Source organism: Moorena sp. SIO4G3, from assembly GCF_010692305.1.
GTDB classification, from domain to species: domain Bacteria; phylum Cyanobacteriota; class Cyanobacteriia; order Cyanobacteriales; family Coleofasciculaceae; genus Moorena; species Moorena producens_A.
On sequence record NZ_JAAHIG010000223.1, the window covers coordinates 1 to 15063 of the forward strand.

Below are 15063 nucleotides of genomic sequence, written 5' to 3' on the forward strand. Positions count from 1 at the left end.
TGATATAATTCTGGTAGCATTTTCAATTGATAGGTCGTATTGACAATTTCTGACCTATCTTTTTTTTACCATAATTCGCTCAATTTAAGATATATCAAGGGTTACAGGGCGCTTGTCGCCCCCCCAGCAATTGTCTACTTTGTCGGCCTCCCAGGGTTTTTTGGCTTTTTCTGCCTTTGTTCCCCAGTATTTCCTGTTTACCCAGGTTTTTGATTTATTTGGGTGTCTCCTGTATCCCCATCTTTGAAGCTTGTTCCAAAGCAGATAGTCGATTTTTGAGAATGTTTCCTTACTACATACAGATTTGTTGTAGTTGCACCATCCTCTTACAATAGGTGTTAGTTGGCTAATCAGAGCCTTCTGGGGGGCAGCTCTATGTCTGTATATAACTTCTGTGAGTTGCCCATAATGCTTTTGAATTGCTTTTTCCGATGGTTTGATGATGGTTTTAAAACCTTGCTTTGAGTGTGTTTTACCTACCTTGTATTGACGGATATTGAATCCGATAAAGTCAAAACCTTCAAAAGTATGGGTAATTTTAGTTTGGCTTGGTTTTAATTCCAAACCCATGTCATTCAACCATTTATTAATGATTCTAAGACATTCTTCTACTACGGTTTGGTCTTTGTGTATGATGACAAAATCATCAGCATAGCGAATTAGACTTAATGCTCTTCTATTTTTGGATTTTTCTCCTTTCATAGAGATAGCATGTTGTTTAATTCGTTCTTCCATTCCGTGGAGGGCTATATTTGCGCTTGAGGGGGGATATTATACCACCTTGGGGGGTACCCTCGTTTGTAGGTGAGAATGTTCCATTATCCATTACACCGGCTTTTAACCAAGATTTGATTAGTCGCCGAATGGATGGATAAGTGTTTAATTTTTGAAGAAGAGCATCATGGTTGATTTTATCGAAGCATTTGGCAATGTCGGCATCAAGTATCCATTTGGGTTTTTTACTGATGCTGTTGAATATTGCTTGAATTGCGTCGTGACATGAGCGTCCTGGTCTGAATCCATATGAATTAGGTTCAAATTTTGCTTCCCATTCAGGTTCGAGTGCCTGTTTGACAAGTGTTTGTAGGGCGCGGTCATATATTGTAGGGATACCTAGAGGTCGTTTTTCCGTCCGTCCGGGTTTGGGTATCCAGACCCTTCTAGTTGGTTGAGCCTTCTTAGATACCTTCAGGCTGGCTACTAAGGCGAGGCGTTGCTTATTGGTTAAAGCTTTTACCCCGTCTATTCCGGCAGTCTTTTTACCTTTGTTTTCTTGGGTAACCCTTCTGACCGCTATCATTTTGGCTGACCTTGAAGTTACCGTAAGAGAGTGGAGCCTTTATAGCGACAGGTTATGGGTAATAGTTTTAAGTTATATGAAATAAGGCTCCACTCTCTAAGGTTTCGTCCCAGGATTTCATCAGAGTCTTTTGAAGCTTCCTTACCACGCAAACGTCACCACGTTGGGAGGCTCGATATATTCGTTTTTGCAACTTAAATATGGTCATTTCTAGCTTGCGCCAGTTGACCCTATTCCATTCTGACTGTGGGGCAAACCCCCGAGTTTTAGACTTGTTCATTGCTACTTACAGCTACATCATTTCCTATAACGTGAATCCGTCAGCATATCCTGGGAATTACTCCAGACATTAGCTTTTGATTCAATCTTGCCTCTATAGGACTTGCGGCTAACTACCTACTCAGAATCTTCGACCTTTCATCAGAGTACCTATAAAGGTTACTTCGTTCCTGATAACCATTCTGTGGACTTTTAGGGTGGTATTATTCACCGGGAGCTTTGTGGGAAATCATTACTGACTGGCAAACCAGTAATACCTATCTCCAATGACTATTTGTCTGTAACGTGTCAGCCGTTTCGCTACTTAGTGATGACGATGATTAAACATACCTTTCTCTCGTACCCATGAGTCCTTTGCCTGTTACTAACACCACTTTTGGCTAGTAGTGCTTCACTGTTCGACCCTTGCATCAATCCACAGGTTTGTTAGTTCTGTGAATCAGGGTAGGGCTGTCACTCGGATTTCGCGAGGGTCAGAAATTACCGAAAGAATAGTGCAGCCTTTATGGTCAGCAGGTTAGGCATCATAGGAGTAAGGTTTTGTACTAAGGCTGCACTATTCTAAGGTTTTGTCTCCGGGATGGATTTTCACCATCATGGTTATCAAGTTGTCATGGTTCGTAAACCAAGCAGCTAATCCCCCAAGTCTTTATCGGACATGGTTTCTAGCTAACGAATCGCACTGCCAGCTTCACTCTGAAAGGTTGCCGCCTTCCTATTAAACTAAGCCAGTGAGTCACCTCACTGACTCGTCTTCAGAACCGTACGTGATAGTTTCCCGTCATACGGCTCCTCATGATAGGAATCTCCTTGTCATTGGGTACCTCTCAGAAGGGGTTGTTATCTAGTTCTTGAGAATCCGTAGTGGGTTCTTGTTTCCTAGTTACCCTGGTTCTGTGTTTTTCATCGTGACAATGTAGGTGAAGTAGCTCAAAGTTTTTGAGTTGGTCGTTTCCACCTTGGGCGCGTGGTATTATATGGTGTATTTCCATTAAATCTCCATCCTTGAAGGTGAGGCCACAGTGATTACACTTCCCTTTTTGTCTTTTTAAAAGTTTACCTTTTATACTTGACATTTCTGGGTGATTTTGTAATCTGTTGCTCCAGTAGGGTAAATCTCCGTCGTATATACTTCTGGTGTTTTGTACTTTTACATGTCTGACAATTTTTGTTTTGGCATGTTTTGGGAGATGGTTATCCTCTCCTGTCATAAAAACCCAGTTGTCTATCTTTGGAGCTTCCCAGGGTCTTAGTGGTTTTTCAACTTTGGTTCCCCAGTATTTTTTATTTACCCATGATTTTGATTTTCTTGGATGTCTCCTATATCCCCACCTTCTGAGTTTGTGCCAGAGCAAGTTGTCTAAGTCTGAAAAAGCTTCCTTACTGACTTGACTTTTATTGTAGTTGCACCATCCGGTTATGACGGGTTTAAGCTTGCTGATCAGAGCTTCCTGAGGAGCTGCCTTGAACCTGTCTATAATTTCGGCTAGATTTTTGGTGTGCTCTTTTACTCGTTCTTTCGATGGTTTGATGAGGGTTTTAAAACCTTGCTTTGATTGATGTACCCCACATTTGTAATGCCGTACGTTGAATCCGAGGAAGTTAAATCCCTCTAGAGTGTGGGCTATTCTAGTCTTGCTTGGTTTTAGTTCCAGGCCGATGTCCTCTAACCATTCATTAATTCTCTTTTGGCATTCTTCTACCACTTCTTTGGAATTGTGCAAAATGACAAAGTCATCTGCATATCGAATAAGGCTTATCGCTTTCATTCTTTGAGTGCTTCTGCCGTAAGTCTTGGCTGGCAAGCCTCGGGCGTAATTTTTCACTACTTCTTCCATTCCGTGGAGGGCTATATTCGCCAAGAGTGGGGATATTATTCCACCCTGGGGAGTCCCCTCATTTGTAGGTAAGAATGTTCCCTCGTCCATTACTCCTGCTTTTAACCAACCATTGATTAATCGCTTCATGGATGGATAGGTATTTAGTTTGTTGAGAAGTTTATTGTGGTTGATTTTGTCGAAGCATTTTGATATATCGGCGTCTAGTACCCATTTAGGTTTTTGGCTGATATTTGTATGTATTGCTACGATTGCATCTTGGCATGACCTTCCTGGTCTGAACCCGTATGAGTTTGGCTCAAATTTTGCCTCCCATTCGGGTTCCAGTGCTTGTTTTGTTAGGGCTTGAAGTACTCGGTCGTAAATAGTGGGTATCCCTAGAGGGCGCTTTTCTTTGCGACCTGGCTTTTCAATCCATTTGCGACGGGTAGGTTGAGGTCTTTTGTATATTTTAAGGCTGGCTACTAAGGCGAGTCTTTGTTTACCGTTTAGGTATTTTTTCCCGTCTATTCCGGCAGTCTTTTTGCCTTTATTCTGTTGTGTTACCTTCCGTACCGCCAGCATTTTTGCTGACCAGGATTTCATCAGAGTTTTTTGGAGTTTTCTTACCACGCGGACATTACCACGGCTCGAGGCTCGATATATCCGTTTTTGCAGCTTAAATACGACTCGTTCTAGCTTTCGCCAATCGATTCGATTCCATTCCGACTGTGGGGCGAACCCCCGAGCTTTAGACTTTTTCACTGTTACTCATAGCTATATCTTTTCCTGATCACGTGAATCTGTCTGCTTATCCTGAGTATTAATTCAGGCGTTTGCTTCTGATTCCATCTTTCCTTCATAGGTCATGCGGCTAACTACCTACTCAGAAATCGACCTTTCTGAGAGAGCCTATGAGGTTACTTCGTTCCTGATAACCATTCTGTGAACTTTTAGGGTGATACTATTCGCCGGGAGTTTTAGGGAAATCTTTATAGGTACACCGGAGCCTATAAACCTGTGTTACTCCTTTATCTGTTTGAATGCAGCATTTCAGCCTTATTTTGCTGCGTCCTGGTAACGACGACTCAAATGTATCTTTCTCTCGTACCCATGAGTTCTCTGCCTGTTACTAGCACTACTTTAGGCTGGTAGTGTTTCACTGTTCGACCCCGCTTTACCCGCTTGGCTTGTTACGACCTAATGAGTAGGGGTAGGGCTGTCACTCGGATTTCACGAGGGGTGGTCTTTCACCACCATGGTTATCAAGTTATCAAGGTTTTATTTTTACCTTGTGGCTATTCCCCGAACCCTTTATAGGGTAAGGTTTCTAGCCAACGAATCGCACCGGTGTGGCCAGGTAGGGAGTCACCTGTCTCCTCAGGGGCAGGGCTTTCACCTGCATCCTTAGAACAGTTAGGATTTTGAGGTTTTTGACCTCGCGAATCCCCTTACTCATACCTCTAGGTTTTCCCTAGACTCTTAGTAAGAACGAGCCGCACTATCGGTGTGGGAGTGTCAAAGCTCCCCTACCCAACTTGGCTAGATTAAGACCTAGCTGTGTGGCTACTTTCTTAGCAATATTACCTGCCCCATTGCAGTCAGCATTTACTAGGTGTCCTCTAGAAGACCTATACAAACCACGTTTCACTCTTTTGCCCGACGGTGTCCATCCATTGGGTTTTTCACCATATTTTGGGAGGCTGTCGTCGTCAAGGTAAGACGCTTTACTGGTGTACGCTTCTTCGGTAATTGTTAGCTTTATTCCATATTCGCAGGCTAGTTGTTCAAGTCTATTTATTAGTCGTTTAGTTGGAATAGCAACAAAATTTTGATTTCCACGTCTTCCCATCCTGGCAGAATCTTTTTGTCGCTCGTTCCAACCAATAATTAGATTTCCAATTCGATCGTTCAAGCACCTATTGATAATGAAACGAGCGGCTTTATTTATTCCGTCTCTCATTTGATTGTTGCGCTTTCTTTGAACTCGTTCGCGTAGCGTCGCCTTCGGCGAATCAAGATTGGAATCCCAATAAAAATCAGGCTTGCCTTCTTTGTATTTAGCGACAAATCTGGAGTAACCTTGATTCATTGATTTAAGTTTTCGACCATCAAGAATCAAACTTTTCCCATGGGTCGAAACTCCGGTTAGCCAATTATCTCCACCATGATCGAAGCTCCAAGCCTGTGAATAATCAAGATTGGGGTTGTTTTCGACTGGTTGCTTCCCGTCGTCGATTACCCAATCAATCCATAATTCTCCCAGATACGGGCGAATTGTCACCTCTTTGACCCACTCTGGATCTATAAAACCTGGAGCCTCTAGTACAATTTCTGTTAGTAGTTCTGGTTTACTCTCTTTGCTAACAGAGGGATAAAATAAACCTTTTTTATAGGTAAGAGCTTGTCTTGGAAAAGTTACAGCCGCCTTGCCTCCTTTCTTTCGGTACTTAGGAAGTCTCGGCCTATTTACCTGACCTCTGTAATAAAGACTAACTAATTGGTTGTACCCTGTAATCGACTCAGCGACAGACTTAAGAGTTTGCTGCGCTGATTGAGCTGCCATCGCTTTGTAATGAGGATTATCTTTTAATTCTTTACAAAGCTCTGCATATTTGACATTACACTTATAGGTCTTCCACCCGTAACATAATACATCTTCCTTCCAGTAAGTAATAAAGGATTCCTGTTGCTGTTCTAGCCAATTGTAATGCTTTTGTCTGGAATAATAGGTGGCACAATTCCACAAACTATTCGCATTTTCACACTGAAATAACCAAAAGGCTTTTTCTTCATCAGCAAATGTTGTTTTTACAGGAATTGTTCTATACATTGATAACCTCGACCTCTTTTGCTACAATACTATTAGTCTGCTCGAATATTCTAAAAATGTCAACTATGAATCAGACAAAATCTCAAAAAAGGATGAGAGGGATTCCAGTCCATTATAATGAGTTAAAAAAGACACACGGCATCATGCTTACGGATACCGTGTGGAAATGGTTACAACTTTCAGCTAAAGAATCAGGAACTAGTGTTGGGGAATTTATAGAGCGTTGGGTTAGAAGGCAGATTGAGGACACGACTGAATAAATTCAGTCTCTCTGTTTCATCCCCCGGCTAAAAGCGCAGGGGCTCTCACATTTCAGGAAGTTTTGGTAGTTGTCAAAACCTTCAATGGTGCTGTCGGGTCCGTAGGGATGTTGCCAATTAGCACCAACAACCCAATCCCACCAGCTTAAATAACCTACTTGTTGAATACCCGGTGCAGGGGGCTGAAACACCAGGGAACCGGGCTGTCGTTGCGCTTCGGTTAAGCCAGGGAATTGGTCTTTGGCCAGGGGACGTTCGGCAACGGTGAGGTAGCCTGTAGCTTGGACAAATGCTTGATATTCGGCGTTGGTAACTTCGTGGCGATCGATGCAAAAACTCTCTACCGTGACATCCTTAGCAGAGGCTTCAGAGGGATAGTAAGTATCGGAACCGATCGTAAAGGTTCCCCCAGGGATCAACACCATACCTTCAGGACAGGGAGAATCGGCAAAAGCAAAAGGTGACGAAGTCAAGACGGTTGGGAAGAGGAAGAGGAGGGAGACTGCCAGGAAAATCCCAACAAGATGACGAGTTAAATTCTTCTGAAGCAAAGAGAAAAACATGGATATTCAAGAACAGTAATCTCAGAGGGCGATCGGGGCGATCGCAGAGCGGTTGAACCGTTTCGTTTTGGTTCGGGCGATGAGATGAATAAGGGTGGGCAATGCCCACCCTGTAACTACAATTCCTTGACTATTAACATTCTTCTACTCGAAGGAAGGCGAGGGTAAAGGGAAAAAGTGACGTGCCTCTGGATTTTCAAGCTCCACTTTCACCGTTTTAATCTTACCAGTGAAGGGGAAGGGCGGGTTATCGGCATAATCCAGCGAAACAGGAGAACCCAAATCCGTCCCCACATCAAAGGTCTCGCTGGCGGTAAAAGCAGACGGCACCGTGCGCTTAACCCACGTCTTGGCAACCTTCTCTCCATCTACCTTAATCGTTACCTTGGCTCGGGCTAAGGGCTTTGGAATCGGGAAGGTGGTTTTTACTTCAATGGTGTGGTTACCATCTTCGATCGGTGCTGCGGATTCAGCCGTATAGCGATCCAATAACATCATATTGTACTCGTACTTTAGCTTTCCATCCTTCATAAACAAGGTCAAGCCGCCACTCGAACCGCCGAGGGCATAGAGAACCCCAGAATCGTTGCCATTGAGATCGACATCGATCGTCACCGTATTGCTTTCGCGACCCAGACCGGGTGCCGTAAATTCCGGCATCCTGGTGGTACTGGTATCAAACGTCCAACTCTTGTAAGGATTCTCTAGCCGATCTTCGGGATGGATGCTAGTCCAGAGACCGCCACCAATGGGAAAGACCTTATTTTCTTCTGCTTCTTGCAAGAACAATTGCTTCATCATCTCCAGAATCTCTGGCTTTTGGTCTGCGAGATCGTTCTGCTGCGTGAAGTCCGTTGTCAGGTCATATAATTCCCACACATCGTCGCGAGAATCCCAATCTTCTAAATCTTTGCTGGAGGTAGTCTCCCAAGGAATCAGAGGACCAAACGTGCAGGCATACCAGCCATCGAAATAGATGCCCCGACTGCCGTTATTCTCAAAATACTGAATTTTCTTCTGGCCGGGAGCATCCGGCTTGTTGAAGGTGTAGGCCATACTGACCCCATCGATCGGATCTTGAACAACGCCATAGAACTCTTCTGGTGGGGTAATGCCCAAGATCTCGTAAATGGTGGGGGCAATGTCGTTGACATGATGGAACTGGGCACGGGGGGTGGAATCGGCAGTAATTTTTCCATATTTGCTGCCAGCATACCCAGAAATCACCAGGGGATTACGGGTTCCACCAAAGTGGGAGGCAATCATCTTGGTATAGCGGAACGGTGCATCGCCAGCCCAAGCCCAAGCGGCATTGTACATATTGTCCGTTTTTGCCGTTCCCAAAGCAGAGAGACCCGAGGGGTCTTCTTCGGTGCCAAATTGCTCGCTGAGGGCTTGGAGTTGTTCTTCTACGGTATTGGGAATTTGGTTCTGAGCCAACAGTTCGCTGATGCTGCCATCTCGGCCGTCGGCACTGGCACCATTGTCGCCCCAAACGTAAAAGATCAGGGTTTCGTCTAGAAGGTCTTCGGCCTCGAGTTCGTCAACGATCTTGCCCGCTTGGGTATCTACATCCTCGACAAAGGCAGCGTAAAGTTCCATCAAGCGGATTTGGAAATCCCTTTCTTCGTCGGGAATTTCAGTCCAAGCCTTCATCTCTTCCGGTCGAGGGGTATCGACGGCATCGGCTGCTAGAGGAAGCCACGGTAAACCTTTCTGATTCTCGAATGTGCGGGCGCGCAAGGCATCCCAGCCATCGTCAAACCGACCCTTATATTTATCGGCTAACTCGCCGAAAATATGATGGGGACCGTGGGCGGCACCGGGAGCCCAGTAGATAAAGAACGGCTTGTCGGGAGTATACGCTTTGCGCTGGCGCAGCCAAGTAATCGTTTGATTTGCCATATCTTCACTTAAATGGTATGGACTTCCATCCGGAAACTCGTGGGGAGGTTCGATCGCGGTGGTGTTTTCAAACAGGCGTGGCTCGTATTGGGAGGTTTCTCCAGCGTTAAAGCCGTAGAAATAGTCAAAGCCGTGTCCGGTGGGCCAGCGATCGAACGGTCCCATTGCGGTGGTTTCATTGGCGAGGGTGTTATGCCATTTCCCAAAGGCTGCGGTTTTGTAACCATATTCCCGCAACACTTCTGGCAGTGTGGCTGTAGTCTTGGGAATGCTGCCCATATAACCATCCCAGTCTAGGGCCCGTTGGGTGGTGGTGCCGGAGTGTACGTTATGTTGATCGCGTCCGGTCAACAGGGAGGCACGGGTCGGAGAACAGAGCGCGGTGGTGTGAAAGGTGTTGTAGGCAATTCCTTCATCCCAAAGCCGTTGAATGGTGGGGGCATGAATTTCCCCCCCAAAGGCTTCAGCTTGCCCGAAGCCCACATCATCCAGGAGGATAATCAGAATATTGGGGGCATCGGCGGGTAGATAGTTCGGTTCTTCCCGTCGAATCATTTCAGATTCTTGTAAGGTCTCATTGGCCGTACTCGCGGAAGGTACGGGAGGGAAGGGAAGTTCTTTGCCATCAGCAGTTTGTGCCAAGACAGGGGGAGTAATACTTCCGAATAGGAGAGAGGTGGCGATCGCAAACATCGCGATCCCTCTCCATATTCGGTTTAAAAAATCCTTGAAAAACATGGGTAAAACCTAGTGAAAAGGGTGAACAAAATCTCCATCTTAGGGGGGCATCCCAAAACGCGATCGAGCCAATTTTGGGATGAGTGGGTGGAGTCAATTACTTCTACATTAGACCTCTTGCATAAATGCAAAAATGGATCCAAAAATGGAACCGAAAGTATTGGTCTTATGTAGCCAAAATCGACTTTTGCAAGAGGTCTATTTTTTGGCTATTCGGAAATTGACTTTGCCGACATTCCCTAGCTTAGGGGTAAGCTATCTCTGTGGATAATCAAAAATTCCAAGTTTCTCAGCTATAAAATATAATTAACTAATTTGCAACCAATTATAATTAAAACTTATAGTTGGTTGCAGGGTAAGGGCAAGAATCAATAAGCTGTGGCTTATTGAGAAAAAACCTAGGTCATTCTCCTCAGGGGGTGACAAGCTAATTGAAAATCTTACAGGGGTTAGGTTTTAGGGGTTAGGTGTTAGGGAAGATTGTCAAGCGGGATGGATTGATTCAAACTATCATTGACGAAGTCTTGTGAAAATTGCTTCAATTGTTGGCAAATACAAATGACTCATCCCGCTCATTTTACCCAAAACCTAACACCTAAAACCTAACACCTATCTAGGTTTGAGCTTTGTTGTCACCCCGTGAGGGCTAGGACTTATTACAAGGGAACTTTTTGTCAAACTTCTTAGGAGTCATATATTCACCAACCGGGAAATACTCGCCCATGACCTTTTTTTCTTTACCTGGTTTCTTGGCTTTGTGGGGTGCGTATTCAAAGTCATTGAGGGGCATTTGCCAGCGATTGCGCAACTCGCCCAGGTACACGTCGCCGAACCCGTCACCAGCGGGTGGAAACTCTAACCAGGCATAACCACATTCATAAGTTGCATTCTCTGGACGGTAGGATGGCCGACTCACAACTATGGTGTAATAACCGTTTTCATCCACTGGGATCTCTTCGTCAAAGACGCTATCGATAACTCGCGCCCGAGACAAAGGCTCGTCTGTAGTCCAGGAAAAGTAGCGCATTTCAGCATCCGACGTGTCAAAGGTTTTATTGGTGCCAAAATAGGTCTTGGGAGTCTTGGGTTTTTTGCCCCGCAAGACCAGGACTTCGCCAAAATTGCGATCCATCCAAGTCGTGAGATAAACAGTTGTGGAATTACCAAACCCACCTGAACCAACATTAGGATCTACAGGGGAAGGACACAGATGTGCGTTGTCAGGGCCTTGCTCAAAGTTGGCACAGAAATTATAATTCGCAGTCCACTCCCGGATGATGTAGGGAGGATTCTGGGCAGGCCAGGTAACGGGTCGGTCTTGATTATACCACTCTGTGCGATCGCGCTCCCTCCGATAAGCCACTGGATCGAATGCTGGAGATGGATAAACACTACTCATATCCCCAGTGAACGGAGAGTATTTGGGGTCGCAGAGTGTATCACCCTTAATTTTGGTACCATCTGGCATGATAATCTTGGCCTCTGGTAAAGTCGTGCCGCCAAATAGGTTTGTTCCTTTATCCCCGACATAGATTCGCATCACCACAATATACCCGATGCCAGGAAACTCTTGCTCTCCAAGATACAAGGTATTTTCCTCACGGTCTTCTTCGTTATCAGGGAGTGCTTTAGGAACCCATTTCAGAGTGTAGGAACGGTCTTTGGCTGTACGTTTGGCATCCTCTTGAAATGGATTAATTGACCCTTTGTCGGGTTTAATCTGATAATCGACGATCTGATGATCTCCGCTGACTAAAGTAGCTGAGTCTGGATCATAAAAGTAGGCGCTAAATGTCATCGAACGAGCATGAGGAAACTCCCCAGTGATCTTGACATAACCCTTATCATTACCCTTTTCTTTAGAGTTATCAGCAGGTAGGGAAAACAGGGCGACTGGATAGGTGGTTTGCTGATCTGGATAGAAGGCGTTGTGGTATGGGTCAGCACCAACAGTCATCTTCCAGAAACAGTTTTCTATAGGAACGGGGGGGCGAACCTCCCGACCGACATTGGCCGGATCGCCATTGCGATCAAACGAATTTTCCGTTACTTCAGCAAGAACAGGACTTGTGGGTAATATGATATTTCCAAGGAGGAGAGAGGTAGCGATCGCCACTACTACCATCACTCTCCAAATTCGATTCAAAATCATCGTTAAAACCTTATAAACAGCAGTAATGTTTGGGGAAATTGTTGTTTAGCCCTTCACAAAGCTAGTTTTCCGGCGTTGCTAATTCTGGGTATGGTTTCGCCCCCCTAACCCCCCAATTCTGGGGGGAATAAGACGTTCAAAGTCCCTTCCGGTGCGCTTTCCAATGGGCGAGTAAATCGCCCTTGGGTCGCACCGCAAAGTTGGGGGATTTAGGGGGCTTTAACATGCACCAGATGATTGCGCATTCATTCCTTAATTCAGCAACGCCAGTTTTCCTGGCTTTACAAGGCCATAATCCCATCAGGGTGGGTCAAGCCCACTCTGTTGTGCTATGGGGTAAGTCAAAGACCTCACGGTGCCCTTGACCCGTAATTAAATTCGTCACGGGTCTTACCCCAAGTCAACTTTAGTAGTAAACTATCTCTGTGAATAATCAAAAATTCCAACTTTCTCAGCTATAAGAATTAAATAACTAAGTTTCAAATTGTATTAGTTTTGCTTATACTTGGTTGGATTATTTTTTTGACAGAGTGGTGCTCAAATGAGTTTGTTAATTGATGCCAACAAAAGTAAAACTACCCAAGCTGAGGATGATCCTGGGACAGGCAATCAGAAGATTGTCTCCAAATCCTTTACAGATGTGGATTATTTCAAAGAGTTCTTTGAGTATCAAAATAAGGAAATAATACAACTCAGTCCCGGTCCTCTTCAAGCTGAGTTTTTGTCCGTTCAGATTGGTAACTTATTTTTTGTATATAATCAGGCGAACCAAGGGATTAAATTTTCGGGTGAGGGGACAAAGGGATACATATGTTTTGCGATACTTTTGTCTGAGAATGAAAAGGAATATTACTCCTTCCGTCACCCTGTCGAGCCTCAAAGGACTATTTTTGGTTTCAATAACAAGGAAGCACACGAAATATTTCCTCAAGGTGCAACGTTGATAAACATTATAATCCCTGTTAAAACGTTTGATGCTTATGCAGACCAACTACAACGCCACGATCTAGACGATAATTTCCGGAGTAAAAATCATGTGAATTTGCTACCAACGAGGATGAACGAAATTAAAGATTACCTGAAACAACTTGTTTGGTTAGCAGTACACAAACCTACTTGGTTACAAAACCCTCACATTGAAAAACTCGTTGCTGATGATTTCCTTCCTTTGTTGATTAGTAATATTCCCATTAAGTTAAATTCCAAGTGTTTTGTCAAACCTTCCCGAAGAGCAAAGTTGATTGCCCAAGCTGAAAAAGAAATGTTAGCACACTTGGAAAAACCTCTGACCTTAAAACAGCTAGCTCAAAATTTAGGGTCTAGCAGTTCTGCCTTATCTTATGGTTTTCAGGACTTATTTGGCTTGAGTCCCATGCGCTATCTCAAGGTACGACGACTCAACGCAGTGCGAGAACGCTTGAAAGCAAGCGAACCAGAACGTTGTACCATAGCCATTCTTGCTAGTGAATTTGGGTTCTACAGTCCTTGTCATTTTACTAAAGATTACAAAGCTATGTTTGGGGAGTTACCTTCAGATACATTGCGAAACACTGCAAACTAAGCCTTGACTATCGAGGGATAAATATCTCTGGAAGTTATAGCAATTATACGACTTCTGAGGTACAAATTTATGGGTTTTAGGGAGCAGGGAGCAGGGAGCAGGGAGCAGGGAGCAGGGAATCGGGAATCGGGAATCGGGAATCGGGAATCGGGAATCGGGAATAGTTCTGTAGGGTGCGTTAGGGATGGACTAGCCCTGATTTTCGCATTAGCCAGTATTGGAACAGTCCATCCCGTAACGCACCACCACGTTAAACAGCATGCATTGAGATGCACCCAATTTTGTGTTTGGGCTAGAATTAAGGGTCTTGCCAATTTATGGTGATTGGAACAAATCAGGGTAATTGCATTTTTTTACTATAAATTGTACTTTACAAAAAGCGCGATATGTCAACTAATCCTTTTTGCCATTGCATCTGTCTCAGGTAAGCATTCAGCTATCAGCCGTCAGCCGTCAGCTTATTTTATTCAAAAGCACCATTAGTAACGTACGCTATGGGCATAAACTGTTCCCATAGCGTAGCCACAGACCTTTAGCACCGATTGCGCTACTTGAGGTGATGCGCGAACAGTAGCGCATTAGCTGATAGCTGATAGCTGACGGCTGAATGCTTACATTGATACTGCCTATGGAGCAGTCCTGAATCAGCCCCACCCTAACATTAACCTTGACCAAAAATTTTGGTCGCAAGCCCCGTCCTTATAGGACGGCTTTCTATACATATAATTTCTGGGAACTTTTGGATTAGATTGTCGTCTATAATAGTAAGCAAAGTAAAACCCCAAGGAGGTGATTATAGGTGTTGGTAATGGAGTTCAAGGCTATTCTGAAAGAGCCCCAAAAAGTAGCAGTCAATGAAGCTATAAGGACAGCTAGGTTTGTCCGGAACAAGGTGCTGCGTTTTTGGATGGACAATCGCGGAATAGGCAAAAAGGAACTATACCGTTACAACACCCAGTTAAGGGATGAATTTAAATTTGTTAAAGACCTTAATAGTCATGCCTGTCAAGCCTCGATCGAGAATGTAGAAAGGGCTATAAAAAGGTTCTTCGATAATTGCCAGAAAAAAGTCCCTGGCAAAAAAGGATATCCCAAATTTAAAAAACATTCCCGGTCTGTCGAATACAAGCAATCTGGGTGGAAGTTATCGCCAGACAAGAAGTCTATCAAATTCACAGACAAAAAGGGTATAGGGAAGGTTAAACTCAAAGGAACCTGGGACTTGTGGCGTTTCGACCAGAAACTGATCAAGCGGGTTCGCATTGTAAAAAGAGATGATGGCTATTACGTTCAGTTTTGCGTAAAACTAGACAACTCAGAACAGTTAGAAGCTACGGGTTTCACTGTTGGATTGGATGTTGGATTGAAAGAGTTTTACACCGACTCTGATGGATACTCAGAACCTAACCCCAGATTCTATCGCAAAGGGGAAAAGCGATTAAAGTTTTACCAACGTAGAGTTTCCCGAAAAAAGAAAGGCTCAGCTAACCGAAAGAAGGCTATTAATAGGCTAGGTAGGACACACCTTAAAATAAGTAGGCAGCGTGAAGAACATGCGAGTGCGATTCGTTGGTTAGAAACCGGTAACGGGGGATTAACCACAAGGACATACCTTGATAACTTGAATTCCATGTTGGTGAAAAACCAACCCTCAA

General features: G+C 44.4%; 9 protein-coding genes and 2 pseudogenes. 4 read left to right on the forward strand and 7 right to left on the reverse strand.

The features are described 5' to 3' along the window. Positions 1-177 precede the first annotated feature (177 nt). Positions 178-1580: pseudogene (gene ltrA, locus F6J99_RS29400) on the reverse strand (group II intron reverse transcriptase/maturase); the annotation flags it as partial. 471 nt (positions 1581-2051) lie between these two features. Between ltrA (F6J99_RS29400) and F6J99_RS29405 the strand changes: the two are divergent. Further along, positions 2052-2144, forward strand: a pseudogene (locus F6J99_RS29405) (RNA-guided endonuclease TnpB family protein); the annotation flags it as partial. Positions 2145-2406: 262 nt separating this feature from the next. On the opposite strand, the gene ltrA (F6J99_RS29410) reads toward F6J99_RS29405, so the two are convergent. Then, positions 2407-4161 (reverse strand): group II intron reverse transcriptase/maturase, encoded by a 1755-nt coding sequence (gene ltrA / locus F6J99_RS29410; protein WP_293118124.1) that lies wholly within the window; start codon positions 4159-4161, stop codon positions 2407-2409. 736 nt (positions 4162-4897) lie between these two features. Further along, positions 4898-6229, reverse strand: coding sequence for a transposase (locus F6J99_RS29415; RefSeq protein ID WP_293118127.1), 1332 nt, complete (start codon positions 6227-6229; stop codon positions 4898-4900). Positions 6230-6294: 65 nt separating this feature from the next. On the opposite strand from F6J99_RS29415, the gene F6J99_RS29420 reads away from it, so the two are divergent. Further along, a complete protein-coding gene (locus F6J99_RS29420) occupies positions 6295-6489 on the forward strand; it encodes a hypothetical protein (protein WP_293118130.1) in 195 nt (64 codons plus the stop codon). A gap of 2 nt (positions 6490-6491) precedes the next feature. On the opposite strand, the gene F6J99_RS29425 is transcribed toward F6J99_RS29420, so the two are convergent. The 3 genes from F6J99_RS29425 to F6J99_RS29435 form a co-directional block, all read right to left on the reverse strand. Further along, positions 6492-7052, reverse strand: a complete 561-nt coding sequence (locus tag F6J99_RS29425) for an SUMF1/EgtB/PvdO family nonheme iron enzyme (protein ID WP_293118133.1) — start codon at positions 7050-7052, stop codon at positions 6492-6494. A gap of 144 nt (positions 7053-7196) precedes the next feature. After that, a complete protein-coding gene (locus F6J99_RS29430) occupies positions 7197-9650 on the reverse strand; it encodes an arylsulfatase (RefSeq protein ID WP_293118137.1) in 2454 nt (817 codons plus the stop codon). Positions 9651-10341: 691 nt separating this feature from the next. Next, a complete protein-coding gene (locus F6J99_RS29435; protein WP_293118140.1) occupies positions 10342-11847 on the reverse strand; it encodes a hypothetical protein in 1506 nt (501 codons plus the stop codon). 541 nt (positions 11848-12388) lie between these two features. Between F6J99_RS29435 and F6J99_RS29440 the strand changes: the two genes are divergently transcribed. Continuing rightward, the gene (locus F6J99_RS29440; RefSeq protein ID WP_293118143.1) at positions 12389-13408 is read left to right on the forward strand and encodes an AraC family transcriptional regulator; all 1020 of its coding nucleotides are present in this window, start codon (positions 12389-12391) and stop codon (positions 13406-13408) included. Here F6J99_RS29440 and F6J99_RS29445 read toward each other — a convergent pair. Then, entirely contained in the window at positions 13405-13722 is a 318-nt protein-coding gene (locus tag F6J99_RS29445) for a hypothetical protein (RefSeq protein WP_293118145.1), read from the reverse strand. The genes F6J99_RS29440 and F6J99_RS29445 overlap by 4 nt on opposite strands. A gap of 494 nt (positions 13723-14216) precedes the next feature. Between F6J99_RS29445 and F6J99_RS29450 the strand changes: the two genes are divergently transcribed. Next, a partial coding sequence (locus tag F6J99_RS29450; RefSeq protein WP_293118148.1) for a transposase occupies positions 14217-15063 on the forward strand: 847 nt, incomplete at its 3' end.